The following is a 25,688-nucleotide window of genomic DNA, read 5'->3' as shown; positions in this document are numbered from 1 at the left end:
CGAGGCGGCCTAGCCGCGGAACCGGTGGCCGATGCCGGGCTCGGTGATGAACAGCCGTGGGTGGGCCGGGTCGGCCTCGAGCTTGCGGCGGATGCTCGCGAGGTGGACGCGCAGGTAGTTCGACTGCCGCTCGTAGCCCGGTCCCCAGACGGTCCGCAGCAGCTCGCCCTGGCGGACCAGCCGGCCACGCTTGCGCACGAGCGCGTCCACGATGCGCCACTCGATCGGCGTCAGGTGGATCGCCTCGCCGTCGCGTACCGCGCGCGACTCGGTGACGTCCAGCGTCAGGCCATCGGTGCGGACGACCAGCGACGGCTCGGTGGCGGCGGTCCGGCGCGTCACGACCCGCACGCGCGCGAGGAGCTCCTCGACCGAGAACGGCTTGGTGATGAAGTCGTCTGCCCCCAGGTCGAGCGCCTCGACCTTGTCGTCCGGCTCGGTGCGGGCCGAGACGACGATCACGGGCACCTCGGTGAACTCGCGCAGCCGCTTCAACAGGGCGACTCCGTCGATGTCCGGCAGGCCGAGGTCGAGCAGCACCACGTCGGGCATCCGCTCGTGCACGATCTGCAGGGCGGAGCGCCCGTCGGCCGCGGTCTCGACCTCGTAGTCGCGGGCCCGCAGGTTGATCCCGAGGGTGCGCAGGATCGCCGGGTCGTCGTCGACGACGAGCACGAACGTCATGGCGTCTCCTCCGGGGCGCGGGGCAGGTCGACGGCGAACGTCAGGCCCCCGCCGGGCGTCGCCTCCGTGGTGATCGTGCCACCCATCGCCTCGGTCAGGCCACGCGCCACGGCGAGGCCCAGGCCGACACCGTCGTTGCCGGGCACGTCGCCGAGGCGCTGGAACGGCGCGAAGATGCGGTCGAGGTCCTGCTCGTCGATGCCGGGACCGGTGTCGGCCAGCCGCAGCGTGACGCGATCGCCCACGGCGGCGGCGTCGAGGCGCACCTCGGCGTCCGGGGGAGTGTGCTTGAGCGCGTTCTCGGACAGGTTCGCGAGCACGCGGTCGAGCAGGCCCGGGTCGGCCACGGCCACGAGCGACTCGTCGATGCTCACGGTGATGCGCTCGCCGCCCTCGATCGGCGCGATCGCCGTCCGGGCGGCCTCCGCGAGCCCGACCTCCGAGGGGTGGACGGTCACGGCACCGGTGTGGATCCGGCTCATGTCCAGCAGGTTCGTCACGAGCGAGGTCAGGCGGTCGGTCGACTCCTCGATCGTCTCCAGCAGCGCGGCCTCGTCCTCGGGCGAGAACGCGACGCTCGTGCTGCGCAGGCTGGAGACGGCGGCCTTCACCGCCGCCAGCGGGGAGCGCAGGTCGTGGGACACGGCGGCGAGCAGCGCGGTGCGGGTCCGGTCGGCCTCCACGAGGCGATGGCCGTCGATCTCGGCGGCTCGTGCCCGCCCCCGCTCGTCCATGACCTTGGCGTAGGCGGCGTAGGCGTTCAGCAGGCTGCGCTCGGAGTCGCCGCGCCCGCCGCCACGCAGCGCGAGGAACGTCTGCTCGTCGATCGCGGTGCTCACGACGTCGTCGCCGATCGAGGCGGGGGCGTCGCCGACGGCGGCGAGGACCTCCCACTCGGCGGGGCCGGACCGGCGCAGGACGGCGGCTCCGTCGGCCCCGAACAGCTCGCACGCGGACGACAGCAGGCCGACCGGGTCGTCGCTCGAGCTCAGCAGCGAGTGCGCGAGCACGGTCAGGCTGTCGGCCTCGGCCCGCGCCCGGCGCGCCCGGGCCGCCTGCCGCGCGGAGTGGTCGACCACGGTGGCGACCGCGATCCCGACCAGGACGAACAGCACGATCGCCGCCGCGTTCTCGGGCTCGGCGATCGTCAGGGTGTAGCGCGGCGGCGTGAACAGCAGGTTCAGCAGCACGCCGCTGAGCACCGCCGACAGCACCGCCGGGAGCAGTCCGCCGATCAGCGCCGTGGCGACGACGAGGGCCATGAGGACCATCGCCTCGGACGGCAGGCCGTGCAGGGAGGGCGTCTGCCACAGCAGCAGGCTCACGAGGGTCGGCGCGGCCACGGCGAAGACGAATCCGGCGAGCCGCCGGCGGGCGCCCAGCGTGTGGTCGCCGCGCTCGGCTCGCGCCTGCTGCCGGGCGTAGTCGTGGGTGACGATGTGCACGTCGATGTCGCCCGAGGCGGCGATGACGCGCTCGCCGATCCCCGGGCGCACGAGGGTGGAGAGCCGGCCGCGCCGGCTCGCCCCGATGATGACCTGGTCGGCGTTCTCGGCGCGCGCGAACGCCAGGATGGCGTCACCGGCGTCGTCGCCGACGACCGTGTGGAACGTGCCGCCCAGCTCCTCGGCCCGGGCCCGCAGCTCGGTCAGCCGGTCCGGCGAGATCGCGCTCAGCCCGTCGTGGCGCGTGACGTAGAGCGCGAGCCACTCGCCGCCGGCGCGCCGCGAGGCGATCCGCGCGGCCCGGCGCATGAGCGTCGCCGACTCGGGTCCGCCCGTCACCGCGGCGACTATCCGCTCGCGCGTGGCCCAGGTGCCCGTGATCTCGTGCTGGTCGCGGTACTGCTCCATGCCCTCGTCCACCCGGTCGGCGAGCCACAGCAGGGCCAGCTCGCGCAGCGGTCAGGTTCCCCACGCGGAAGTAGTGGTGCAGCGCCGCGTCGACCTTCTCGGCGGCGTAGACGTTCCCGTGCGCCATGCGCCGCCGCAGCGCCTCGGGGCTCATGTCCACCAGCTCGATCTGCTCGGCCGCGCGGACCACCTCGTCCGGGACGGTCTCGCGCTGGCGGACGCCGGTGATCGCCTCGGTGACGTCGTTGAGCGACGCCAGGTGCTGGATGTTGACGGTCGTGATGACGTCGATGCCCGCGTCGCGCAGCGCCTCGACGTCCTGCCACCGCTTCTCGTGGCGACTGCCCGGGACGTTGGTGTGGGCCAGCTCGTCGACGAGGACGACCTCGGGGGAGCGGGCCACGATCGCGTCGAGGTCGAGCTCCTCCTGGACGGTCCCGCGGTACGCGACGCGCCGGCGAGGCACGACCTCGAGGTCGCCCAGCGCGTTGATCGTGTGCGCTCGCCCGTGCGTCTCGATGAAGCCGACCACGACGTCGGTGCCGCGGCCCAGGCGCCGGTTGCCCTCGTCGAGCATCCGGTAGGTCTTCCCGACGCCGGGCGCGGCACCGAGGTACACCCGCAGGGTGCCGCGCTCGCTCGCCGTTGCCACGTGCCCAGTGTCCACCTGCCGCGGCCCGTCTAGCGCGCGGCGTCGGCGACGGCCACGTTGAGCTCGAGCACGTTCACGCCCGGCTCCCCGTGGATGCCGAGGAACCGTCCCTGCGTGTGCCGCCGCACGAGGTCGCGCACGACGGCGGTCGTGAGGCCGTTGGCTCGCGCGACCCGCTCGACCTGCAGGTCCGCGTAGGCGGGGGAGATGTGCGGGTCCAGCCCGGATCCGGACGCGGTGACGGCGTCCGCCGGCACGCGCGCGGGCGGGACGGACTCGCGCTCGGCGACCTCGGCACGCCGCTCCTCGATGGCGGCGAGCAGGTCCTCGTTGCGGGGACCGAGGTTGCTCGGCGCCGACGCGAGGGTGTCGTGGTCGTTCGCCGACGGGCGCGGGTGGAACCACTCGTCGCCCTCGAAGCGCTGGCTCAGCAGGCGTGAGCCGACGACGGTGCCGTCGACCCGCACCGGCTGCCCGGCCGCGCGGTCGCCCAGCGGCTGGGCGACGGCCCAGGCGGTGACCGGGTAGGCCACGCCGAGCACGACGGTGAGGACGACGAGGATCCGCAGGGCCGCCAGCGACTGGCGGCCGAGGTCGGACAGGAAGGTGATGAGCATGGGGATCAGCCGATTCCGGGAAGGGTGGACACGAGCAGGTCGATGAGCTTGATGCCGGCGAACGGGACCAGGACGCCGCCGAGTCCGAAGACCAGGACGTTGCGGCGCAGCACCGCCATCGCCGACGCGGCGCGGAATCGCACGCCGCGCAGGGCGAGCGGGATGAGCGCCACGATGATGAGCGCGTTGAAGACGACCGCCGAGAGGATCGCCGACTGCGGCGTCGCCAGGGCCATGACGTTGAGGGCGTCCAGGGACGGGTACGCCGCCGCGAACATCGCCGGGATGATCGCGAAGTACTTGGCGACGTCGTTCGCGATGGAGAACGTCGTGAGCGCTCCGCGGGTGATGAGCAGCTGCTTGCCGATCGCGACGATGTCGATGAGCTTGGTCGGGTCGGAGTCGAGGTCGACCATGTTGCCGGCCTCCTTCGCCGCCGCCGTGCCGCTGTTCATCGCGACGCCGACGTCGGCCGCCGCCAGGGCGGGGGCGTCGTTGGTGCCGTCGCCCGTCATGGCCACGAGGCGGCCGCCCTGCTGCTCGCGCCGGATGAACGCGAGCTTGTCCTCGGGCGTGGCCTCGGCGAGGAAGTCGTCGACCCCGGCCTCCTTCGCGATCGCGCGGGCGGTGAGGGCGTTGTCGCCCGTGACCATGACGGTCCGGATGCCCATCGCCCGCAGCTCGGCGAACCGCTCGGTCATGCCCTCCTTCACGACGTCCTTGAGCTGGACGACGCCCAGGACGGTGCCCTCGCCGTCGGGACCGAGCTCGGCGATGACGAGCGGTGTGCCGCCGCCGCGCGCGATCGCGTTGATCGTGTCGGTGACGTCCTCGCCGGGATCCGTGTCGAGCCAGGCGGCGATCGCCGAGCCGGCGCCCTTGCGCAGCCGCGTCCCGTCCGGCAGGTCCACGCCGGACATCCGCGTCTGGGCGGTGAACTCGACGAACTCGGCGCCGGTGGGCACCTCCGTCTCGGGCGCGCCGCTCGCGAGTGCGAGCTCGACGATGGAGCGGCCCTCGGGGGTCAGGTCGGCGAGGCTGGCGAGCCGGGCGGCGTCGCGCATCCGGTCCTCCTCGATGCCGGGTGCGGCGATGAAGAGGGTCGCGCGGCGGTTGCCGTGCGTGATGGTGCCGGTCTTGTCGAGCAGCAGCGTGCTGACGTCGCCCGCCGCCTCGACGGCGCGGCCGGACATCGCGAGGACGTTGACCCGCACGAGCCGGTCCATGCCGGCGATGCCGATGGCGGACAGCAGCGCTCCGATCGTCGTCGGGATGAGGCACACGACGAGGGCGACGAGGACGACGAGGTCCTGCGGGGCGCCCGCGTACCCCGCCATGGGCGCGAGCGTCGCGACCGCGACGAGGAACACGAGCGTCAGGCTGGTCAGCAGGATCGACAGGGCGATCTCGTTCGGCGTCTTCCGGCGGGAGGTGCCCTCGACGAGGCCGATCATCCGGTCCAGGAACGTCTCGCCGGCCGCGGCGGTGATCCGCACGACGATCCGGTCCGAGAGGACCCGCGTGCCGCCGGTGACCGCGCTGCGGTCGCCGCCGGCCTCGCGGATGACCGGCGCGGACTCGCCCGTGATGGCCGACTCGTCCACCGAGGCGATGCCCTCGACGACGTCGCCGTCGCCGGGAACGACCTCGCCGGCCTCGACGACGACCAGGTCGCCGACCCGCAGCTCGGTGCCGGCCACCCGGGTCTCCTCGCCGTCGGAGCCCAGGCGCCGGGCCATGGTGTCCGTGCGCGTCGCCCGCAGGGACGCCGCCTGCGCCTTGCCGCGGCCCTCGGCGACGGCCTCGGCCAGGTTGCCGAACACGACGGTGAGCCACAGCCACGCCGCGATCATCACCGTGAAGGTGCTCGGGTCCGCCACGGCCGAGACGGTCGCCGCGATCGAGCCGAGCCACACGATGAACAGCACGGGGGAGCGCCACAGGTGCCGCGGGTCGAGCTTGCGCAGGGCCTGCGGCAGCTGCTCGAGCGCCTGGCGACCCAGGACGCCGAGGGTCATGCCGGTCCGGTGCGCCCGCGGCTGCGGAGGCGTCTCCGGCTTCGGTCGGGTGGGGGTGGTGGTGCTCATGCGAGGGCCTCCGCGATCGGTCCGAGGGCGAGTGCGGGGAAGTAGGTGAGCGCCGTCATGATCACGATGACGCCGACCAGCATCCCGACGAAGAGGGGACGGTGGGTGGGCAGGGTGCCGGCCGTGGCGGGCACCTTGCCCTGCCGGGCCAGCGAGCCGGCCAGCAGCAGGACGAGGACGATCGGCACGAGACGGCCCAGCAGCATCGCCAGCCCGAGCGTGACCTGGAAGAAGTCCGAGGTCACCGTGATGCCGCCGAAGGCGCTGCCGTTGTTGTTCGCGGCCGAGGTGTACGCGTACAGCACCTCGCTGAAGCCGTGCCCGCCCGGATTGCCCATGGCGTCGGCCGTGGAGTCGCGCGAGATGGCCAGGCCGGTGCCGGCCAGGACGAGGGTGGGCGTCGTCAGGACGTAGAGCGCCACGAACCTCATCTCGCGTGCGCCGATCTTCTTGCCCAGCAGCTCCGGGGTGCGACCGACCATCAGCCCGCAGACGAAGACGGTCAGGACGGCCATGATCACGATGCCGTAGATGCCCGCCCCGACTCCGCCCGGGACGATCTCGCCCAGCATCATGTTCACGAGCACCATGCCGCCGCCGACGGGCGTCATCGAGTCGTGCGAGGCGTTCACGGCGCCGGTCGAGGTGCCCGTCGTGGCGACGGCGAACAGGGACGTGGCCCATTCGCCCAGGCGGGTCTCCTTGCCCTCCATCGCGGCGCCCGCCGCCTGGGCGGACGGCGCGTGCGCGCCGACCTCCGCCCACGTGGTGACGGCGAGCGAGAACGCCCAGAGGAACGCCATCGTGCCGAGGATGGCCAGGCCCTGACGGCGGCTGCCCAGCATCGTGCCGAGAGTGCGCGTCAGGCAGACCGGGATGAGCAGGATCAGGAGGATCTCGACCAGGTTCGTGTACGCCGAGGGGTTCTCGAGGGGGTGCGCGGAGTTCGCGTTGAAGAAGCCGCCGCCGTTGTTGCCGAGCAGCTTGATCGACTCCTGGCTGGCCACCGGGCCGCCGGTCAGCACCTGCGGGTCGCCCATGAGCGTCGTCGCGGTCGTGTCGGTGAAGGTCTGGACGACGCCGCCGACCATGAGCGCGACCGCGCCCAGGAACGCGATCGGCAGCAGGATGCGCACCGTGCCCCGCGTGAGGTCGACCCAGAAGTTCCCGAGCGAGCCGTGCCGCACGCGGGCGAAGCCGCGGACGAGGGCGACGGCGACGGCGATGCCGATGGCCGCGGACAGGAAGTTCTGCACCGCGAGCCCGGCCATCTGGGCCGTGAAGCCGAGCGTGGACTCGCCGCCGTAGGACTGCCAGTTCGTGTTCGCCACGAACGAGATCGCCGTGTTGAACGACATCCAGAACGGCATGCCGTCCATGTCGCGGCTCATCGGCAGGTGCGCCTGTCCCATGAGGATCGCCATCAGGACAGCGACGGAGACGAGCGAGAAGCCCACGACGCTGATCGCGTACGACCTCGGACTCTGCTCGGCGTCCGGGCTGACCCCGGTGAATCGGTAGACGAGGCGCTCGACGCGCAGGTGTCGACTGCTGGTGTAGACGCGCGCCATGTAGTCGCCCAGGGGGACGTACAGGACGGCCAGCAGCGTCAGGAGGACGGCGATCGACAGCAGACCGCCCATGGTGTCGGTCACTGGAAACGCTCCGGGAGGATGAGGGCCGCGAGCAGGTAGATCGCCAGCGCGATCACCACCGCCGTCAGCAGGCCGCTTTCGATGCTCATGCGGCCAGCCAAGCGCCGCCGCCGCCCGACCTCGGTCGTCTTGACGCGATCTTGACGTCGCTTGACGCGAGTTTGGCGAGGCCCGGGCACCGGCACCGACGCTCGGTGCTCCGGCCGCCACCGGGATACTGGACGCGTGGACCCGCAGCCCCCTCGCCCCGGCCGACTCCTCGTCGCCGGCACCACGTCGGACGCGGGCAAGAGCCTCGTGACGACGGCGCTGTGCCGCGCCTTCGCCCGCCGCGGCGTGCGGGTCGCTCCGTACAAGGCGCAGAACATGTCGAACAACTCGATGGTGTGCGCCGACGGGGCCGAGATCGGCCGCGCGCAGTGGGTCCAGGCGCTGGCCGCGGGCGCCGAGCCCGAGGCCGCCATGAACCCCGTGCTGCTCAAGCCCGGCGGCGACCGGCGCAGCCACGTGGTGGTCATGGGCGAGCCCGCCGGCGAGATCAGCAGCCGCGAGTTCATCGGCGGGCGCACGCACCTCGCGGCGGCCGCCCATGCCGCCTACGACGACCTCGCGTCGCGCTACGACGTGGTCGTGGCGGAGGGCGCGGGGAGCCCGGCGGAGATCAACCTGCGCGCCGGCGACTACGTGAACATGGGCCTCGCCCGTCATGCGGACATCCCCACGGTCGTCGTCGGCGACATCGACCGCGGCGGCGTCTTCGCGGCCTTCTACGGCACGGTCGCGCTGCTCGACGCCGCCGACCAGGCGCTCGTCGCGGGCTTCGTGGTCAACAAGTTCCGCGGCGACGAGTCGCTGCTCGCGCCGGGGCTGCGCCAGCTGGAGGAGGTCACGGGGCGCCGCGTGTTCGGCACCCTGCCGTGGAGCCCGGACGTGTGGCTGGACTCGGAGGACGCGCTCGACCTCGAGGGACGGCGCACCACCGCCGACGGCGCGCTGCGCGTGGCCGTGGTCCGGCTGCCGCGGATCAGCAACTTCACCGACGTGGATGCGCTCGGCCTCGAGCCGCAGGTCGATGTCGTGTTCACGGCCGATCCGCGGGACCTGGCCGACGCCGACCTCGTGGTGGTCCCCGGCACCCGTGCGACCGTGTCCGACCTGGCGTGGCTGCGGTCCCGCGGGCTCGATCGCGCGATCGTCCGCCACGCGGAGGCCGGACGCGCGGTCCTGGGCATCTGCGGCGGCTTCCAGATGCTCGGCCGGCACGTCCACGACCCCGACGGCGTCGAGGCCGGCGCGCCGGCCGACGTGCCGGGTCTGGGACTGCTCCCGGTCGAGACGACATTCGGGGCGGAGAAGGTGCTGCGCCTGCCGCACGGCGAGGCGCTCGGCGCCCCGGCGTCCGGCTACGAGATCCACCACGGCCGCATCACCCGCGACCCCGGCGCCGAGGAGTTCCTGGGCGGCGCGCGCGACGGCTCCGTGCTCGGCACGATGTGGCACGGGAGCCTCGAGTCCGACGAGCTCCGGACCGCCGTGCTCGACCTCGCGGCTCGCGCGCGCGGAGGGTCCTTCGCGCGGTCGGGCGTGAGCTTCGGCGCCGCACGCGAGGCCCGGCTGGACCTGCTCGGCGACCTGGCCGAGAAGCACCTCGACGTCGACGCCCTCCTGGACCTGGCCCGTCGAGGGGCGCCGGCGCTGCCCACGATCGGCCCGCTCGCATGAGGGTCCTGCTCCTCGGCGGCACGCGGGAGGCGCGTGCGCTGGCGGAGCTGCTCGTCGCCGACGGCGACCACGTCGTGACCTCGCTGGCCGGCCGTGTGGCCCGCCCGCGCCTGCCCGTGGGCGAGGTCCGGATCGGCGGCTTCGGCGGCGTCGACGGCCTCACCGCGTACCTCGTCGAGAACGCGGTCGACGCGGTGGTCGACGCGACGCACCCCTTCGCGGAGCGCATCAGCGCGAACGCGGCGGCCGCGTGCGGCCCCGCCTCGGTGCCGCTCGTGCGGCTCGAGCGGCCGGGCTGGGCGGAGCGCGAGGACGCCGGCACGTGGCACTGGGTGGACGACCACGACGAGGCCGCGCGCGTCGCGGCGGGACTGGGTGAGCGGCCGTTCCTCACGGTCGGCCGCCAGTCGCTGCACCGGTTCGTGGAGCCGTTGCGCGACCACGCCTGCGTCGTGCGCGTCGTCGACCCGCCCGAGATCGCGCTGCCCGGTGCCTGGACGCTCGTGCAGAGCCGGGGCCCGTACACGCTCGAGCACGAGCGGGACGCCATGGCGGGCACCGACGTGCTCGTCACGAAGGACTCCGGCGGCACCCACACGGAGGCCAAGCTGGACGTCGCCGCCGAGCGGGGGACGCCCGTGGTCGTCGTGCGCCGGGCCGGTGCTCCGGCCGGCGTCAGCGTCGTGCGCGACGCCGCTGACGCGCGCGCCTGGGTCCGAGCGCGAGCAGCACGCTGAGACCGGCCGCGGCCCACGCCACCGCCGTGGCGAGCCGCGTCGCGCGTGGCAGGTCGGCGACGACGGGGGCGGGACCGTCGCCCATCCGCGCGCGGTCCTCGATGCGGCCCGCGTAGTCGTTGATCCCTCCGAGCGTCACGCCGAGGGCGCCCGCGAACGCGGCCTCGACCGGTCCGGCGTTCGGGCTCGGGTGTCGCCGCGCGTCCCGACGCCATGCTCGCAAGGCGTCGCGGGGACGGCCGCCGACCGTCGGGGCGAGGCCCGCGGCGAGCGCGGCGGACACCCGGGACGGGACGAGGTTGGCCGCGTCGTCGACCCTCGCGCTGGCCCAGCCGAACCGCTCGTACCGCGGGCTGCGGTGGCCGACCATGGCGTCGAGCGTGTTGATCGCCCGGTAGCCGACCAGTCCCGGCACGCCGAGCGCCGCGCCCCACAGCAGGGGAGCGACGACCGCGTCGGACGTGTTCTCCGCGAGCGACTCGACGGCGGCCCGGGCCACGCCGGCGCCGTCGAGCCCGCTGGGGTCGCGGCCGACGAGATGGGTGACCTGGAGCCGTGCGGCCGGCAGGTCGTCCCGCGCCAGCTGTCCCGCGATCGTCTCGCCCTCGCGCACGAGCGACCGCCCGCCGACCACGGCCCACGTCGCGGCGGCCGTCAGCAGTGCGCGCTGCCACGGCCGGCGGCACGCGCGCTCGGCCACGAGGGCGGCACCGGCCAGTGGCACCACCACGAGGCCGTGGTGCAGCACGCCCGCGGCGCGGTGGTCGCGGTGCGTCACCTGCTCGACGCGGGCGGCGAACCGCCCGAGGCCCGCCACGGGGTGCAGCCGCGCCGGGTCGCCCAGGAGGCGGTCGAGGACGAAGCCCGCCGCGAGACCGGCGGCGCGAGCGGCCGTCATCGGCCCGTCACGATCGGCTCGGCGTTGGCCGGGACCTCGCACGGCCGGCCGGTCAGCAGCTCGACGGCGATCGCGATCGTGTCGCCGTGACTGATCGCCAGCAGTCCGTCGCCGTGCTCGCGGACCAGCGCGCCGACGCGCTCGCGCACGGCGTCCACCGGCTCCTCGCGGCCGCGCTCGACCAGCCGGTCGTCCAGGCCGAAGCCGAGCCCGAGCTCGCGCGCGACGATCTCCACGGTCTCGACGGCACGCCGGGCGGGCGAGGAGAGGACGACCGCGAAGGGCTCGTGGCGCAGGCTCCGCGCGGCGAGGAGCGCCTGCCGCCGGCCGAGCTCCGTGAGCGGCGGCGCCGGGTCGCCGTACTGGAGGCGCCCGGCGGCGTTCCACGTCGACTCGCCGTGCCGCAGCCAGCAGATCACGGCTCGAGCGCGGCGACGTGGCCGATGACCGCGACGGCGGGAGCGCCGATCCCGGCCGCGGCGGACTCGCTGGCGGCCTTCGCCAGGGTCGTGCGCAGGCTGCGCTGGCTCGGCAGGCTCGCGTCGGCGACGAGGGCGCAGGGGGTCGCACCGTCGAGTCCCCCCTCGACGAGCGCCTCGGCGATGGCCGGCAGCGTCCGCACGCCCATCAGGACGACGAGTGTGGTCCCGGACCGCGCGAGCGCCGCGTAGTCGACGGTGGAGTCGGGGTGCCCCGGCGGGACGTGTCCCGAGACCACGGTGAACCCCTGGACGAGACCACGGTGGGTGACCGGGACGCCGGCCAGCTCCGGGGCAGCGACGCTGGAGGTGACGCCCGGGATCACGGTCGTCGGCACGCCCGCGGCGGCGCACGCCTGGACCTCCTCGAAGCCGCGCCCGAACACGTACGAGTCGCCGCCCTTGAGGCGGACGACGTGGTGTCCGGCCCGGGCGCGCTCGACGAGGATGCGGTTGATCTCGTCCTGGCTGGTCGAGCGGCCGAAGGGGATCTTCGAGACGTCGACGACCTCCGCGTGCGGCGGGGCCCACGCGAGCGCCTCCCACGGCGCGAGCCGGTCGGCCACCACGACGTCGGCGGTCTCGATCGCCTCGCGACCCGCGACCGTGAGCAGCCCGGGGTCGCCCGGGCCGGCGCCGACGAGGGTCACGCGGCCGGACCGGCCGGCGTCGCGGGGTGCGACGGGCACCGGGAGGCGGCGCACGACGAGGTCGAAGGACCGTTCGTCCACGGCGTCGCGCGTCCACACCAGCCGGCCGCGCTGGGCGAGGTCCTCGAGGACCGCGCAGGCGGACTCGGCGTGCAGGGTCACCGAGGCGCCGTCTCCGAGCAGGCCGGCGACGGTCGCGACGGCGTGCTCGCCGCCGTCGAGGACGAGGGCGCTGAGGCCCCGGGCGTTCAGGTGCATGTGGTGTGGACTCCCCACGTGGTGAGCAGGTGACGGGTGACGGACGGCTCGCGCACCGCGATGCGCACCCAGGCGTCGTCGAGGCCCGGGAACGTGTCGGCGCGGCGGAGCGCGAAGCCGGCGTCGCGCATCCGGGCATGGAGGCCGGGGCCGGGTCGCGCCAGGACGAACGGCGCGGCCGACGGGACCACGGGCACGCCCAGCTCGGCGAGTCCGTCGACCAGCACGCGCCGGTGCTGCTCGGCCTGGCGGGCACGCCGGTAGGCCTCGCGCGTCGCGTCCGGGCCGGCCGTCGCCATGACGGCGTGCAGGGCCGGCGTGCCCACCGACCACGGCGCCTGCTGGGCCCGCAGGTCGGCGACCGCGGCCGGGTCGCCGACGACGTACCCCGCGCGGACGCCCGGCATGGACCACAGCTTGGTCAGGCTGCGCACGACGACCAGGCCGGGAAGGCGGCGGTCCGCGAGGCTCTGCGTCTCACCGGGGACGAAGTCCATGAACGCCTCGTCCACCGCCACGACGCGGCCGGGCCGGCACAGCGCCCGGACGTCGGCCGCCGGATGGAGGCGGCCCGTCGGGTTGGTCGGGTTCCCGACGACGACGAGGTCGGCGTCCTCGGGCACCGCGCTCGGCCGCAGCGCGAAGTCCTGCTCGGGGGAGCAGAGGACGTGCGTGACCTCGTGTCCCGCGGCTCTCAGGGCCACGTCCGGCTCGGTGAACTGCGGGTGGATCACGACGGGACGGCGCCAGCGCCGAGCGCGCGCAATGAGGGTGAACGCCTCGGCGGCGCCCGACGTCACCAGGACGTCCTCGGCCGCGCGGCCGTGCCGGCGCGCGACCGCCGCCCGCGCCGCGGTCGGATCGGGATAGTCCGTCGAGGCCGCGAGCCCCTCGGCGAGCGCGCGCTCGAGCCACTCGGGCCGGGGCAGGCGGCTGACGTTCACGGCGAGGTCGACCAGGTCCGCGTCCGCCTCGGCGTCGCCGTGGTGGCGCAGCGGATCGGCGAGGGCGGGAGCGGGCTCGGGACGGGCCGCCGCCTCACGCACCAGCGGCGAGCCGTCGTGCGGCCGGGTCGCGGCGGTCGCGTCCGCGAAGGCCTGGGCGAGGTGCGGGTGCCCGGCCCAGTGCACGTGCAGGTAGGACGCGCTCAGGGTCGGCCCCGCGAAGCCGACGCCGTCGCCGTCCACGGTCCACGCGGGACGGCCGCCGTGGGTCGGGGTCACGGCCGTGCGGTGGAACTCGTGCGCGGTCGCCGTGGTCCCGGCCGGCCCGAGCAGCTGGTCCCCGGCCAGTGTCGGACGCCGGTACGACAAGGTCAGGCGCGGCGTCATGGCGGCGTCCGCGTCGAGCGCGCCGACCATCGGATGCCCGTCGACCGAGCGGCACAGGTACAGCAGGCCGGCGCACTCCGCGACGGTCGGCACGCCGTCGAGCACCGCGGCGCGCAGGTCGGCGCGCAGGCTCGCGTTGGCGCTGAGCGCCGCCGCGTGGACCTCGGGGAAACCGCCGCCGAGGTAGATCCCGCGCGTTCCCGCGGGCAGCACCGGATCCCGGGCAGGGTCGAACGGCACGACCGAGCAGCCGGCCGCCTCGAGCAGCTCGGTGGTCTCGGCGTACCGGAACGTGAACGCGCGGCCCGCGGCGACGGCCACGACGGGGGAGTCGCGGCCGACGCGGCCGACGTGCGCGGCCGGGTCCCAGGCCGGCTCCGTCAGGTCGGGCGCGGACCGGGCGACCTCGAGGACGGCGTCGAGGTCGACGCTCGTCGCGAGCTGCTCGGTCAGCCGCGCGAGCGAGGCGGCGGCCTCGTCGCGCTCCTCGGCGGGGACGAGGCCGAGGTGCCGCGACGGCGCGCTCACCCCTTGGTCGCGCTGCACGACGCCCAGGACCGGGATGCCCGTCCGCTCGACCGCGCGGACCACCTCGGTCGCGTGGCGGGGCGACCCGGCCTTGTTCAGCACGACGCCGGCGATCGTGACGCCGGGCTCGAACGTCGCCAGCCCGTGGACGACCGCCCCGATCGTGCGCGAGGCGTGCGAGACGTCGACGACGAGCACGACCGGCGTGCGCGTCAGCGTCGCCACGTGCGCCGTCGAGGCGAACCCGTCGCCGCCGATCTGGCCGTCGAACAGGCCCATCACGCCCTCGACGACCGCGAGGTCGGCGCCTCGCGCGCCGTGCAGGAGCAGCGGCGGGACGAGCGACGGATCGGTCAGGTGCGGGTCGAGGTTGCGTCCGGGGCGTCCGGTGGCCAGCGCGTGGTAGCCGGGGTCGATGTAGTCGGGTCCCACCTTGTGGCCGGAGACGACGTGCCCGCGGGCGGCGAGCGCGGCCATGAGGCCGGTCGCGATCGTCGTCTTGCCGTGCCCCGACGCCGGGGCTGCCACGAGGACCCGTGGCAGGGTCACCACTCGATGCCCCGCTGGCCCTTCTGGCCCACGTCCATGGGGTGCTTCACGGGGTTCATCTCGGTGACCAGGTCGGCCACCTCGACGAGGCGGGGATCGGCGCGACGACCCGTCACGACGACGTGCTGGGTGCCGGGCCGGCTCGCGAGGGTCTCAACGACGTCGTCGACGTCCACCCAGCCCCACTGCATCGGATACGTGAACTCGTCCAGGACGTAGAGCCGATGGCGCTCGGCCGCGATCCGGCGCTTGACCTCGGCCCAGCCTTCGGCGGCGTCGGCGGCGTGGTCGGCCTCGGTGCCGCCCTTGCGGCTCCACGACCAGCCCGAGCCCATCTTGTGCCACTCGACCGGGCCGCCCTCGCCGGTCTCGGCGTGCAGGCGGCCGAGGCGCTCGAGGACGGTCTGCTCGCCGATGCGCCACTTGGCCGACTTGACGAACTGGAAGACGCCGATGTCCCAGCCCTGGTTCCAGGCGCGCATCGCGACGCCGAACGCGGCGGTGGACTTGCCCTTCCCGTCGCCGGTGTGGACCATCAGCAGCGGCCGGTTGCGGCGCTGGCGCGTGGTGAGCCCGTCGTTCGGGACGACGAGCGGCGTGCCCTGCGGCATGTCAGGCCACCCCCTCGCGCGGTGCGGTCGCGGCGTGCACGACTCCGGTGAGCCCGTCGGCCGTGACCTCGCCGAGCGGGACGTGCTCGGCCTGCAGGTCGGTGGCGAGGTCGGCGCCCAGGCCGAGGCGGTAGCGCCCGGACTCGCAGTCGACCACGACGCTCTGGATCCCGGTGGCGGCGATGTGGCGCGCCGCGTGGTGCGCCCGGGCGAGCGCGTCGGGCCCGGCCGTGGCGCGGCCGTCGGTGACCACGACGAGGAGCGGCCGGCGGGACGGGTCGCGCAGTGCCTCGCGGCGGACGACCTCGGCCGCCCGGTGCAGGCCCTCGGCGAGCGGGGTGCGGCCGCCGGCGGGGAGCTCCGCGAGGCGGCGAGAAGCCACTTCGACGGACCCGGTCGGCGGCAGCGCGATCTCCGCGGCGTGCTGGCGGAACGTCACGAGGGCGACCTTGTCGCGGCGGCGGTACGCGTCCAGCAGCAGCGACAGGACGGCCGTCTTGACCTGCTCCATCCGCCGGCGCGCGGCCATCGAGCCCGAGGCGTCGACGCACAGCAGCACGAGGTTGGACTCCTGCCCGACGGTCTCGGCCCGGCGCAGGTCGGTGAGGTCGAGCGCGAGGCCGCGGCCCTCGGTCAGTCCGCGGCGGGCGACCTGGTGCGGCGCCGCGGCGGTGATGGTCGCCGGGAGGTGCAGTCGGCCGGTGGGCTCGGGGTCGCGCCGCACTCCGGCGACGCGGCCGTGGGGCGTGCGGGCCCGCGACCTCCGTCCCGACTCGCCCTCGCCCGTGCCACGCACGACCAGCAGGCGCGCCCGGGCGGGCTCGCCGGCCGAGGCCACCGATCCGGCGCCGGCCGGGGCCGGCTGCTGCTGCTCGTGGCCGGCGTCGGGCTGCTCGGACGGCGCGTCCGGTCCCGTGCCGTCGGACGGCGCGTCGTCCGGCGAGCCGCCGGGTCCTCCGCCGTCGCCGGGACCGTCGTCCTCGGGACCGGGGTCGGGCTCGTCCGAGCCGAGCAGGTCGTCGAGGCGGTCCTCGTCGAGTCCGGGCTCGTCGAACGGGTTCCGGCGGCGCCGGTGGGGCAGCGCGAGGCGTGAAGCGACGCGCACGTCCTCGCGGGTCACGTGGGTGCGTCCCTGCCACGCGGCGTGCGCCGCCGCCGTGCGCGCCGTGACCAGGTCGGCGCGCAGGCCGTCCACGTCGAAGGCGGCGCAGATCTCGGCGATCGTCGTGAGCGTCTCGTCGTCGAGGACCACCTCGGCCACGCGGGCCTGCGCGTCCGCGAGGCGCGTGCGCAGCAGCTCCTGCTCGCGGCCCCAGCGTGCCGCGAAGCCCTCAGGGTCGGCGTCGAAGGCCATGCGGCGGCGGACGACCTCGACCCGAAGGGCGGGATCTCGCGGCGCCGCCACCTCGACGGTCAGGCCGAACCGGTCGAGCAGTTGCGGGCGCAGCTCGCCCTCCTCGGGGTTCATCGTGCCGATCAGCACGAACCGCGACGCGTGCTCGGCCGAGACGCCGTCGCGCTCGATGCTGACCCTGCCGGTGGCGGCCGCGTCGAGCAGCAGGTCGACGAGGTGGTCGTGCAGCAGGTTGACCTCGTCGACGTAGAGCAGGCCGCGGTGGGCGCGGGCGAGGAGGCCGGGCTCGAGCTCGACGCGTCCGTCGCGGAGTGCCGCGTCGAGCTTGAGCGAGCCCGTGACGCGGTCGTCGCTCGCGCCGACGGGCAGCTCGACGAGGCGGACGGGACGCTCGACGACCTCGGTGTCGAGGGGGCCGTCGGGGGAGTGGGCCGCCGGATCGTCCGGATCGACCGAGAACCGGTCCCCGGCGCGGACCCGGACGGGCGGCAGCACGCCGGCGAGGGCGCGGACCGTGGTGGTCTTGGCGGTGCCCTTCTCGCCGCGGACCAGGACGCCGCCGATGAGCGGGTCGATCGCGACCAGGGTGAGGGCGAGGGTCATGTCGTCGGAGCCGACGACGGCACAAAACGGATACTGCGCTGGCATGTAGGGCTCCCGCTCGATCTGCCAAGTCGGTCCGGGACGCGGTCGCGCCCCGGGTCGGATCGAGGCCGGTCTTCGGACTTCCCAGGTCTGACGCCTGAGTCACCGCAGCGGGCCCTGTGCCGGATTCTCACCGGCTTCCCAGATTCTCCCCGTGGCCATCGGCCGTGGGGCACCTCGAACCTGAGCCACACCATAGACGGCCTCGGTGGACGCCGGACCGGGGCCCCCAGATGGCGGGACGACCGGGCTAGGGTCCTCGACCATGGATGTGCACGTGACCGTGGTCGGCGTCGGCGCCGACGGCTGGGACGGCCTGCCGGCCTCCTCGAGGACGATCGTGGAGGGCGCGCGGACCCTGCTGGGCGGGCGCCGTCATCTCGACGCGGTGCCTGCGAACCCGGGCCAGGAGCGCATCGCCTGGCCGTCGCCGCTGCGCGCCGAGCTGCCCGCGCTGCTCGCACGGCTGGACGGCCCGGTCGTCGCGCTCGCGTCGGGTGACCCGCTCGTGTCGGGCATCGGCACGACGCTCATCGACCTGCTGGGGAGCGAGTCCGTCACGGTGGTCCCGGCGGTGTCGTCCGTGGCGCTGGCCCGGGCGCGGATGGGCTGGCCCGCGGAGTCGGCGGGCGTCGTGAGCGTCGTCGGCCGCGACGTGCGGCTCGTCGTCCCGGCCCTGTCCGCGGGTCGCCGGCTGCTGGTCCTGTCGAGCGACGAGTCCACGCCCGCCGCGGTCGCGGAGCTCCTGGTCGGCCTCGGGTGGGGTGAGTCGCGGCTCGTCGTCCTGGGGGACCTCGGCGGCCCGGCCGAGTCACGGCTCGAGTCCACGGCGGACGCCTGGGGCGAGACCGCGCCGCGCCTGCACGTGCTCGCCGTCGAGGTCCGCGGCACGGGACCCGGCTGGGCCATGGGCGGGGTCCTGCCCGACGACGCGTTCGAGCACGCCGGCCAGATCACGAAGCGCGACCTGCGGGCGAGTGCGCTCGCGCGCCTCGCGCCGGCACCGGGCCAGCTGCTGTGGGACGTCGGGGCGGGCAGCGGCTCGATCGGCGTCGAGTGGATGCGCGCGTGGCCCAGCGCGCGGACGATTGCGATCGAGCCGCGGGCCGACCGCGTCGCCCTGGTCCGCCGCAACGCCGAGCGACTGGGCGTCCCGGGGCTGGCGGTCGTCGAGGGCGAGGCGCCGCGCGTGCTGGCCGGCCTCGAGGCGCCCGACGCGGTCTTCGTCGGCGGCGGGTCGACGGCCGACGGCCTGCTGGATGCGTGCTGGTCGGCGCTGCGGCCCGGGGGCCGGCTGGTCGTCCACGCCGTGACCGCCGAGACCGAGACCGTCCTGCTGGACCGGTACCGTCGGCACGGCGGCGAGCTGGTCCGCCTCCACGTCGAGCGTGCCGAGCCGCTCGGCGGGTTCACCGGGTGGACGCCCGGGCGCGCCGTCAGCCAGTGGTCCATCGTCAAGGGAGACTCATGACCGTCCACTTCGTCGGTGCCGGCCCCGGTGCCGCGGACCTGCTCACGCTTCGCGCCGTGCGCCTGCTCGAGTCCGCCGACGTGTGCCTCTACGCCGGGACGTACCTCGACGCCGAGGTGCTCGGCCATTGTCGTGACGACGCCCGCCTGGTCGACACCCAGCACCTCGACCTCGACGAGATCACGGCCGAGCTGGTCGAGGCGCACCGCGCGGGGCGCGAGGTCGTCCGGCTGTGCTCGGGCGACCCGTCGCTCTACTCGGCCGTGCACGAGCAGGCGCGCCGGCTCGATGCCGCCGGCGTCCCGTGGGACGTCACGCCGGGCGTGCCCGCCTACGCGGCCGCCGCGGCGATCGTGGGCGCCGAGCTCACGGTGCCCGAGGTCGCCCAGTCGGTCGTGCTGACCCGGACCCAGGCGCGGTCCACGAAGATGCCCGAGGGGGAGCGGCTGGCCGCGTTCGCCGCCACGGGCGCCACGCTCGCGCTGCACCTGGGCATCACCCGGACGCGCGAGCTCGCGGCAGAGCTCGCCGAGCACTACGGCGCCGACTGCCCCGTGGTCGTCGTCTCGCAGGCCACCCAGCCCGCCGAGCTCGTGCTGCGCGGCACGCTGGCGGACATCGCCGACCAGGTGGAGGCCGCCGGCCTGCGCCAGGCGGCCGTGATCCTGGTCGGTCCGGCACTGGCGCCGGACGTCCGCGGCGGCGAGTCGTTCCTGTACGCCGCCAGCCGCGAGCGCCGCGCCCGCGGCTGACCTACTCGACGAAGCGGGGGCTCCAGACGCGCCCGTTCGGCGTCACGCGGGTGGTCGAGGCGCCGATCAGCAGCAGGCACTTCATGTCGACCGTCCCCGGATCGAGCTCGCCCAGCGTCGTGACGGTGAGGCTCTCCTCGGCGCGGCCGACGTCGCGACCCACGACCACGACGGTGCTCGGCGACTTGTGCTCCAGCAGGATCGCCTGCGCCTGCGCCACCTGCTCGGTGCGCGAGCGCGACCGCGGGTTGTACAGGGCGAGCACGAGGTCGGCCTCGGCGATCGCGCGCAGCCGGCGCTCGACGACGTCCCACGGCTTGAGCCGGTCGGACAGGCTCATGACCGCGAAGTCGGCGCCGATCGGGGCGCCGGCCCGCGCGGCGACCGCCTGCACGGCCGAGATGCCGGGCACCACGCGGACGTTCACGTCCGCGTAGCGGGGATCCTCGGCGGCCTCGAACACCGCCGAGGCCATGCCGAAGATGCCGGCGTCGCCGCCCGAGACGACGGCCACCCGCTCGCCGGACAGCGCGAGCTCCAGCGCGTCGCGCGCCCGGTCGACCTCGACGGTGTTGCCCGAGGCATGGCGCACCAGGCCGGCGCGCTGCGGGACGCGCTCGACGTACGGGCCGTAGCCGACCACGTGCCCGACCTCGGCGAGGACCTGCGAGGCCTCTGGCGACAGCCAGTGGTCGGGGCCGGGCCCCAGGCCGACGACGACCACCTCGGCGCCCTCGGCCGGCGCGACCGCCTCGGGCGCGGGGTTCTCGTAGCGGGCGACACCGGGCCGCGTGTCACCCGGCACCAGGACGATCGAGAAGTACGGCACCGTCGAGGGGTCGACCTCCGCGACCGGCAGAATGCGCTCGGCGTCCATCGACGCCCGCTCGACGTACCACGACCCCTCGACGCGGCCGGCCTGCTCGAGCGCGGAGCGCACCTTGGCGAAGGTCCGCCCGAGCTTCATGATCACGGCACCGTCGGTGTCCGCAAGGCGGCGCGCCAGCTCCGGCTCCGGCAGCGTCCCGGGCAGCACCGTCAGCACGTCGGTCTGCCGCACGAGCGGCAGCGCGGTCGCGGCCGTGGCGGCCGCGAACGCCGGGACGCCGGCGACGACCTGCGTCTCGAACTCGCCGCTGAGCCGGTCGTGCAGGTACATGAACGAGCCGTAGAGCATGGGGTCGCCCTCGGCCAGGACGACGACGTCCCGGCCGGCGGCGAGGTGCTCACGGACGCGGCGCTCGCACTCGTCGTAGAAGTCGGCCATCGCGCCGGCGTACCCGCCGGGATGGTCGGTCGTCTGCGTCGTGACGGGGTAGACGAGGGCCTCCTCGGTCACGCCGGGCCGCACGAGCTCGGCCGCGATGCGGCGCGCGTTCGACTGCTTGCCGACGCCCTGGTGGTACGCGACGACGTCGGCCGACTCGATCAGCCGGGCGGCCTTGAGCGTGATGAGCTCGGGGTCGCCCGGGCCCACTCCGACGCCGAACAGCCGCCCGCTCACTCGCGCTCCTGTGCCAGCGCGTTGAGCGCCGAGGCGGCCATGGCCGAGCCTCCGCGGCGCCCGGTCACGACGAGGTACGGGATTTCAATGCCCGAGTCGGCGGCGAGGTCGATCAGCGCCTGCTTGGACTCGGCGGCACCGATGAAGCCCACGGGCGTGCCGATGATCGCGGCGGGGCGCGGCGCGCCGTCGCGCAGCAGCTCCAGCAGGTGGAAAAGGGCCGTCGGCGCGTTGCCGAACGCGACCACGGCACCCGCCAGGCGGTCGCCCCAGAGCGAGACTGCCGCGGCCGAGCGCGTGGTCGACCAGGCGCGGGCGAGGTCCGGGACGCGCTCGTCGCGCAGCAGGCACAGGACCTCGTTGTCGCGGGGGAGTCGCGCGCGGGTCACGCCCGAGGCGACCATGTGCGCGTCGGTGAGGATCGGCGCGCCGGACTCCAGCGCCGCACGCGCGGCGGACACGAGGCCGGGGTGGATCACGAGGTCGCCGGCGAGGTCGGTCTGGCCGCACGCGTGGATCATCCGCACGGCGACCTTCTCGGCGTCGGCCGGGACGCCCGACAGGTCGGCCTCGGCGCGGATCGTGGCGAACGAGTCGACGTAGATCTGCGCGCCGTCGGTCTCGTAGTCGTAGCGGCGAGCGGGTGGGGCGAGGCTCATGCGTTCTCCAGGTCGGGGACGATCAGGGTGCGCCACGGCGTGACCACGACGCGCGGCGGGCCCAGCGCCAGGACGTCGTCCATGAGGCGCCGGTCGAGACGTCCGTCGGGTGCCGCCAGGTGGAGCGCGAGCCGGCCGTCGTCCTGCGAGATCCTGCCAAGCGGCGGCGGCTCGGCGGACACCCGGGTCTCGTCGTGCCGCGGGTGCCCGGTCCCGACGAGCGCGGCTCCGGCCCCGTCCAGCTCGTCGACGTGCCACGGCGATCCGGCCTGCGATCCCGCCCGTTCCAGGAAGCGGCGCGCGAGCCCGACGAGGGCCTCGGCGGCCTCGTCGATCGCGACGACCGGGCCCCAGCCGTCGCGTCCGGCGCGCAGCTGGACCCGATCCGCCGAGATCGCGACGAGGCCGAGGTCGAGGTCCCGGCCGGCGACGTCGCCGCGACCGTCGTCGAGGACGAACAGGAACCTCCCCGCCAGCGCGGCGAGGGCCGGATCGGCGCAGAGCCGCTCGTCGAGGTCGCGCACCACGGGCCGCAGGTCGGCCCGTCCGCCGGACCGGCCGGTCAGCGGGGAGGCCATGACGTTGCGGACCCGCTCGTGGGACGCCGACGGCATGAGCCCGGTCGCCATCACGGCGTCCACGACCTCATCGGGCAGGCAGCCGTCGTCGTGCGCCAGCCCGCGCACCTGCAGGTTCGCCCGCGAGGTCAGGTGCACGGCGCCGTCCCCGTGCCGCCGGGCGACGTCGAGGAGGCCGTCCAGGGCGGCGGTCGGGAGCTGCCCGCCGGGCACCCGGACGCGCACGAGGGCGCCGTCGTCCGCGATCCAGGGACGCAGCAGGCCGGGGCACAGGTCGCGCCGAGTTCGTTCCGTCACGCGGACATGGTGCCATCCACGGTGGCGCGGACCCGCTGCTCGCGACTCACGCGCCGGACTGCTACGGTCGGCTCGCCAGTCAAACTCAGCGATGAGCCAGGGAACCCGGTGAGACTCCGGGACTGACGCGCAGCGGTGAGGGTGACGGGCGGGGCACGAAGCCACTGGACCATCCAGGTCTGGGAAGGCGCTCCGTCCGGTTGATCCCGAGTCCGAAGACCTGCTGGCCCTCACGGCAACCGCCGTCTGGTCCGACCGGGCTTCGCGAACGAGCCCCAGACCTCGAAGGATCACGCCCGTGCGTACTCCCGTCCGCCGTCCCCTCGCCGTGCTCGCCGCCGCCGCCCTGACCCTGGGCGCCTGTGCGGGCGGCGACACCGCCACCGACTCCGCCCCGGCCGCCGACGGCTATCCCCGCGAGCTGCAGAACTGCGGCCGCACCACCACCGTCGAGGCCGCGCCGCAGCGCGTCGTCTCGCTCAACCAGGGGTCCACCGAGATCCTGCTCTCGCTCGGCGTCGGCGACCGCATGGCCGGCACGGGCACGTGGACGGACCCCGTCATGAAGGGCCTCGAGGCCGAGAACGAGAACGTCGAGCGGCTCGCCGACAACGCGCCGTCCATGGAGCGCGTGCTGCAGGCAGAGCCCGACCTCGTCACCGCCTCGTTCGCCAGCACGCTGGGCAAGGGCGGCGTCGGCAGCGCCGACACGTTCGAGGACCTCGGCATTCCGACGTACCTGTCGCCCGCCGAGTGCGAGGGCAAGGACAACGAGGGCGACGACGACGGGGCCCGCACCGGCGTGCTGGAGATCGACACGATCTACCGCGAGATCACGGAGCTCGCCGGGCTGCTCGGCGTGGAGGACCGCGGCGACGAGCTCGTGGCCTCGCTCCAGGACCGCGTGGCCGCGGCCTCCCGGAAGGCCCCGAAGGACGAGGTCAGCGTCCTGTACTGGTTCGCCAACAGCGAGTCGCCCTACCTCGCCGGCTGCTGCGGCGGCCCGGGGATCATCACCCGCGCGCTCGGCCTGAAAAACGTCTTCGACGACACGAAGGCCGAGTGGCCCCAGGTCGGCTGGGAGACGGTCGCCGACCGCGACCCCGACGTCCTCGTGATCGGCGACCTCACCCGCAAGAGCCAGACCGCCGAGTCGGCCCGCGCCAAGATCGCCTTCCTCGAGTCCAACCCGGTGACGCGCGAGATGACGGCCGTGAAAGAGCGCCGGTACGTCGCGCTCTCGGGCGCCGCGCTGAACCCCTCGATCCGCACCGTCGAGGGCCTCGAGCAGGTCGCCGACGCGCTCGCCGAATTCGGTCTGACGCAGTGACCGTGAGCCGGCGCGCCTGGATTCTCGGCTCGGCCGGGGTGGCGCTGCTGGTCGCGTCCGTGTGCGTCGCGGTGACCATCGGCCCCTCGGACGTCGGTCCGCGCTCGGTGCTGTCGCTGGCCTGGTCGCGGGCGCTCGGCGGCGAGTCCGGCCTCACGCGCATCCAGGAGGGCATCGTCTGGAACCTGCGCCTGCCCCGCACGCTGCTCGCCGCCGCGTGCGGTGCCGGCCTCGCGGTCTGCGGGGTCATCCTGCAGTCGCTGCTGCGCAATCCACTGGCCGACCCGTTCGTGCTGGGCGTCTCGTCCGGGGCCTCGACGGGAGCCGTCTCGATCGTCGTGCTGGGCGTCGGGGCCGGCGCCGTGAGCCTGGCCACCGGCGCGTTCGTCGGGGCCATCGGCGCGTTCCTGCTCGTGCTGGCGCTGGCCGCGGCGGCGGGTGGGACGACGGACCGGGTGGTCCTGGCCGGGGTCGCGGCGACCCAGCTGTTCTCGGCGCTGACGTCGTTCATCGTCTTCACCGCGGCCGACGCCGAGCAGACGCGCGGCGTGCTGTTCTGGCTGCTCGGCTCCCTCGGCAGCGCCACGTGGACGGACGTCGCGGTCGTGGGCTCGACGGTGCTCGTCGCCGTCGTGGCGTGCCTGCTGCTGGCGTCCACGCTCGACGCGTTCGCGTTCGGCCAGGACAGCGCCGCCACCCTCGGCGTCGACGTCGCCCGAGCCCGCATCGCGTTGCTCGTGATCACGGCGCTCACCACCGCCGTCATCGTCAGCACGTCCGGCGCGATCGGCTTCGTCGGCCTCGTCCTGCCGCACGTCGCCCGCGCGATGGTCGGCGTGAACCACCGCCGGATGCTGCCGCTCGCGGCCATCAGCGGTGCCGTGTTCCTGGTGTGGGTCGACACCGCCGCCCGCACCGTGATCGATCCGCAGGAGCTGCCGGTCGGCGTGGCCACGGCGCTGCTGGGCGTGCCGGCCTTCGCGCTGGTCCTGCTGCGACGGAGGAGCCGCGCATGAGCCTCACCGCCACGGCCGTCTCGTGGGCGATCCGCGACCGCCTGGTCGTGGACGACGTCACGATCGACGCCGCGCCCGGCTCCATGGTCGGGCTGCTGGGTCCCAACGGATCGGGCAAGTCGAGCCTGCTCAGGCTGCTCGCGGGACTGCGCGCGCCGAGCGCAGGCGTGGTCCGGCTGGGTGAGGACGACCTCGCGACGCTGCGCCGCCGCCACGTCGCCCGGCGCGTCGGCGTGGTGGAGCAGGAGTCCGCGACCGACACCGATCCGCTCGTCCGCGACGTCATCGAGCTCGGCCGGATCCCGCACCGGCGGTCCTGGCAGCCGATGGGCGACCGCGACCTCGGCGCGGTCCGCCGCGCCGCCGCGGCCACGGGCGTCCTCGACCGGCTCGAGCAGCCGTACGCGACCCTCTCGGGCGGCGAGCGGCAGCGCGTCCAGATCGCGCGCGCCCTCGCGCAGGATCCCGAGGTGCTGCTGCTCGACGAGCCGACGAACCACCTCGACGTCCGGCATCAGCTGGACGTCCTGCGGCTCGTGCGCGACGCCGACGTGACCGCCGTCGTGGCGCTGCACGACCTCAACCTCGCCGCCGCCTACTGCGACGAGGTCGTCGTGCTGGCGCAGGGCCGGATCGTCGCCGCGGGCCCGCCCTCGACCGTCATCACCGAATCGCTCGTCGCCGACGTCTACGGCGTGAAGGCGTTCGTGGAGCCCCACCACGTCACCGGCGCGCTCACGGTGGTGTGGCAGCCGTGATCCCCAGCCCGTC

Annotated in this window: 22 protein-coding genes, 1 pseudogene and 2 riboswitches; of the genes and pseudogenes, 7 read left to right on the top strand and 16 right to left on the bottom strand. The window is 74.8% G+C overall.

Annotation, left to right across the window (positions count from 1 at the left end; translation table 11 throughout):
• Positions 1-9: 9 nt before the first annotated feature.
• From AB3M81_RS04255 to kdpF, 7 genes and pseudogenes are all read right to left on the bottom strand, one after another.
• Positions 10-684 carry a response regulator gene (locus AB3M81_RS04255; RefSeq protein ID WP_412902670.1) on the bottom strand — a complete coding sequence of 225 codons (675 nt, stop codon included), beginning with the start codon at positions 682-684 and terminating at the stop codon, positions 10-12.
• Positions 681-2,537, bottom strand: a complete 1,857-nt coding sequence (locus AB3M81_RS04250) for an ATP-binding protein (protein ID WP_412902669.1) — start codon at positions 2,535-2,537, stop codon at positions 681-683. Before AB3M81_RS04250 ends, AB3M81_RS04255 begins: the two co-directional genes overlap by 4 nt.
• A gap of 100 nt (positions 2,538-2,637) precedes the next feature.
• Positions 2,638-3,114: pseudogene (locus AB3M81_RS04245) on the bottom strand (histidine kinase); the annotation flags it as partial.
• A gap of 104 nt (positions 3,115-3,218) precedes the next feature.
• Positions 3,219-3,806, bottom strand: coding sequence for a potassium-transporting ATPase subunit KdpC (kdpC, locus tag AB3M81_RS04240; RefSeq protein ID WP_412902668.1), 588 nt, complete (start codon positions 3,804-3,806; stop codon positions 3,219-3,221).
• Between the two features lie 5 nt (positions 3,807-3,811).
• Positions 3,812-5,824, bottom strand: a complete 2,013-nt coding sequence (gene kdpB, locus AB3M81_RS04235; RefSeq protein WP_412903121.1) for a potassium-transporting ATPase subunit KdpB — start codon at positions 5,822-5,824, stop codon at positions 3,812-3,814.
• 65 nt (positions 5,825-5,889) lie between these two features.
• A complete protein-coding gene (gene kdpA / locus AB3M81_RS04230) occupies positions 5,890-7,536 on the bottom strand; it encodes a potassium-transporting ATPase subunit KdpA (RefSeq protein ID WP_412903120.1) in 1,647 nt (548 codons plus the stop codon).
• An 8-nt stretch (positions 7,537-7,544) separates the two neighbouring features.
• On the bottom strand, positions 7,545-7,637 hold the full coding sequence (gene kdpF, locus AB3M81_RS04225) for a K(+)-transporting ATPase subunit F (protein WP_412902667.1): 93 nt from the start codon (positions 7,635-7,637) through the stop codon (positions 7,545-7,547).
• Positions 7,638-7,773: 136 nt separating this feature from the next.
• Between kdpF and AB3M81_RS04220 the strand changes: the two genes are divergently transcribed.
• On the top strand, positions 7,774-9,270 hold the full coding sequence (locus AB3M81_RS04220) for a cobyric acid synthase (RefSeq protein WP_412902666.1): 1,497 nt from the start codon (positions 7,774-7,776) through the stop codon (positions 9,268-9,270).
• Positions 9,267-10,007, top strand: a complete 741-nt coding sequence (locus AB3M81_RS04215) for a cobalt-precorrin-6A reductase (RefSeq protein ID WP_412902665.1) — start codon at positions 9,267-9,269, stop codon at positions 10,005-10,007. The genes AB3M81_RS04220 and AB3M81_RS04215 overlap by 4 nt, the downstream gene beginning before the upstream one ends.
• Here the strand turns inward: AB3M81_RS04215 and AB3M81_RS04210 are convergent.
• The 6 genes from AB3M81_RS04210 to AB3M81_RS04185 all read right to left on the bottom strand — a co-directional run bounded on the left by AB3M81_RS04210 (position 9,946) and on the right by AB3M81_RS04185 (position 17,313).
• Positions 9,946-10,905, bottom strand: coding sequence for a cobalamin biosynthesis protein (locus AB3M81_RS04210; protein WP_412902664.1), 960 nt, complete (start codon positions 10,903-10,905; stop codon positions 9,946-9,948). The genes AB3M81_RS04215 and AB3M81_RS04210 overlap by 62 nt on opposite strands.
• On the bottom strand, positions 10,902-11,324 hold the full coding sequence (locus tag AB3M81_RS04205) for a histidine phosphatase family protein (RefSeq protein ID WP_412902663.1): 423 nt from the start codon (positions 11,322-11,324) through the stop codon (positions 10,902-10,904). Before AB3M81_RS04205 ends, AB3M81_RS04210 begins: the two co-directional genes overlap by 4 nt.
• Positions 11,321-12,073 carry a uroporphyrinogen-III C-methyltransferase gene (gene cobA, locus AB3M81_RS04200; protein WP_412903119.1) on the bottom strand — a complete coding sequence of 251 codons (753 nt, stop codon included), beginning with the start codon at positions 12,071-12,073 and terminating at the stop codon, positions 11,321-11,323. The genes AB3M81_RS04205 and cobA overlap by 4 nt, the downstream gene beginning before the upstream one ends.
• 209 nt (positions 12,074-12,282) lie before the next feature.
• Positions 12,283-14,703, bottom strand: coding sequence for a bifunctional hydrogenobyrinic acid a,c-diamide synthase/histidinol phosphate aminotransferase CobBC (gene cobBC, locus AB3M81_RS04195; RefSeq protein ID WP_489671966.1), 2,421 nt, complete (start codon positions 14,701-14,703; stop codon positions 12,283-12,285).
• Positions 14,697-15,311, bottom strand: coding sequence for a cob(I)yrinic acid a,c-diamide adenosyltransferase (gene cobO, locus AB3M81_RS04190; RefSeq protein ID WP_412902661.1), 615 nt, complete (start codon positions 15,309-15,311; stop codon positions 14,697-14,699). Before cobO ends, cobBC begins: the two co-directional genes overlap by 7 nt.
• Position 15,312: 1 nt before the next feature.
• A complete protein-coding gene (locus tag AB3M81_RS04185; RefSeq protein ID WP_412902660.1) occupies positions 15,313-17,313 on the bottom strand; it encodes a VWA domain-containing protein in 2,001 nt (666 codons plus the stop codon).
• A gap of 46 nt (positions 17,314-17,359) precedes the next feature.
• A riboswitch (cobalamin riboswitch) is annotated at positions 17,360-17,505 on the bottom strand.
• Positions 17,506-17,575: 70 nt separating this feature from the next.
• Between AB3M81_RS04185 and cbiE the strand changes: the two genes are divergently transcribed.
• The gene (gene cbiE / locus AB3M81_RS04180; protein ID WP_412902659.1) at positions 17,576-18,781 is read left to right on the top strand and encodes a precorrin-6y C5,15-methyltransferase (decarboxylating) subunit CbiE; all 1,206 of its coding nucleotides are present in this window, start codon (positions 17,576-17,578) and stop codon (positions 18,779-18,781) included.
• Positions 18,778-19,533, top strand: a complete 756-nt coding sequence (gene cobM / locus AB3M81_RS04175) for a precorrin-4 C(11)-methyltransferase (RefSeq protein ID WP_412902658.1) — start codon at positions 18,778-18,780, stop codon at positions 19,531-19,533. The genes cbiE and cobM overlap by 4 nt, the downstream gene beginning before the upstream one ends.
• A gap of 1 nt (position 19,534) precedes the next feature.
• Here cobM and AB3M81_RS04170 read toward each other — a convergent pair whose 3' ends face one another.
• From AB3M81_RS04170 to AB3M81_RS04160, 3 genes are read right to left on the bottom strand one after another with little or no spacing between them, the layout of a single operon-like run.
• Complete coding sequence (locus AB3M81_RS04170; protein WP_412902657.1) at positions 19,535-21,037, bottom strand: precorrin-2 C(20)-methyltransferase; 1,503 nt, start codon at positions 21,035-21,037, stop codon at positions 19,535-19,537.
• On the bottom strand, positions 21,034-21,696 hold the full coding sequence (locus AB3M81_RS04165) for a precorrin-8X methylmutase (RefSeq protein ID WP_412902656.1): 663 nt from the start codon (positions 21,694-21,696) through the stop codon (positions 21,034-21,036). The genes AB3M81_RS04170 and AB3M81_RS04165 overlap by 4 nt, the downstream gene beginning before the upstream one ends.
• A complete protein-coding gene (locus tag AB3M81_RS04160; RefSeq protein ID WP_412902655.1) occupies positions 21,693-22,571 on the bottom strand; it encodes a nitrite reductase in 879 nt (292 codons plus the stop codon). Before AB3M81_RS04160 ends, AB3M81_RS04165 begins: the two co-directional genes overlap by 4 nt.
• 59 nt (positions 22,572-22,630) lie before the next feature.
• Positions 22,631-22,813, top strand: a riboswitch (cobalamin riboswitch).
• Between the two features lie 56 nt (positions 22,814-22,869).
• Here AB3M81_RS04160 and AB3M81_RS04155 point away from each other — a divergent pair.
• Genes AB3M81_RS04155 through AB3M81_RS04145 form a run of 3 tightly spaced genes read left to right on the top strand, consistent with a single transcriptional unit; the run spans position 22,870 to position 25,675 of the window.
• Complete coding sequence (locus AB3M81_RS04155; RefSeq protein WP_412902654.1) at positions 22,870-23,901, top strand: ABC transporter substrate-binding protein; 1,032 nt, start codon at positions 22,870-22,872, stop codon at positions 23,899-23,901.
• 2 nt (positions 23,902-23,903) lie between these two features.
• Entirely contained in the window at positions 23,904-24,917 is a 1,014-nt protein-coding gene (locus AB3M81_RS04150) for a FecCD family ABC transporter permease (RefSeq protein ID WP_412902653.1), read from the top strand.
• Complete coding sequence (locus AB3M81_RS04145) at positions 24,914-25,675, top strand: ABC transporter ATP-binding protein (protein WP_412902652.1); 762 nt, start codon at positions 24,914-24,916, stop codon at positions 25,673-25,675. The genes AB3M81_RS04150 and AB3M81_RS04145 overlap by 4 nt, the downstream gene beginning before the upstream one ends.
• The last annotated feature ends 13 nt before the right edge of the window (positions 25,676-25,688 follow it).

Origin of the sequence: Aeromicrobium jepli (assembly GCF_047246605.1) — a bacterium.
GTDB lineage: Bacteria > Actinomycetota > Actinomycetes > Propionibacteriales > Nocardioidaceae > Aeromicrobium.
This window is presented reverse-complemented; position numbering and strand designations above follow the sequence as displayed.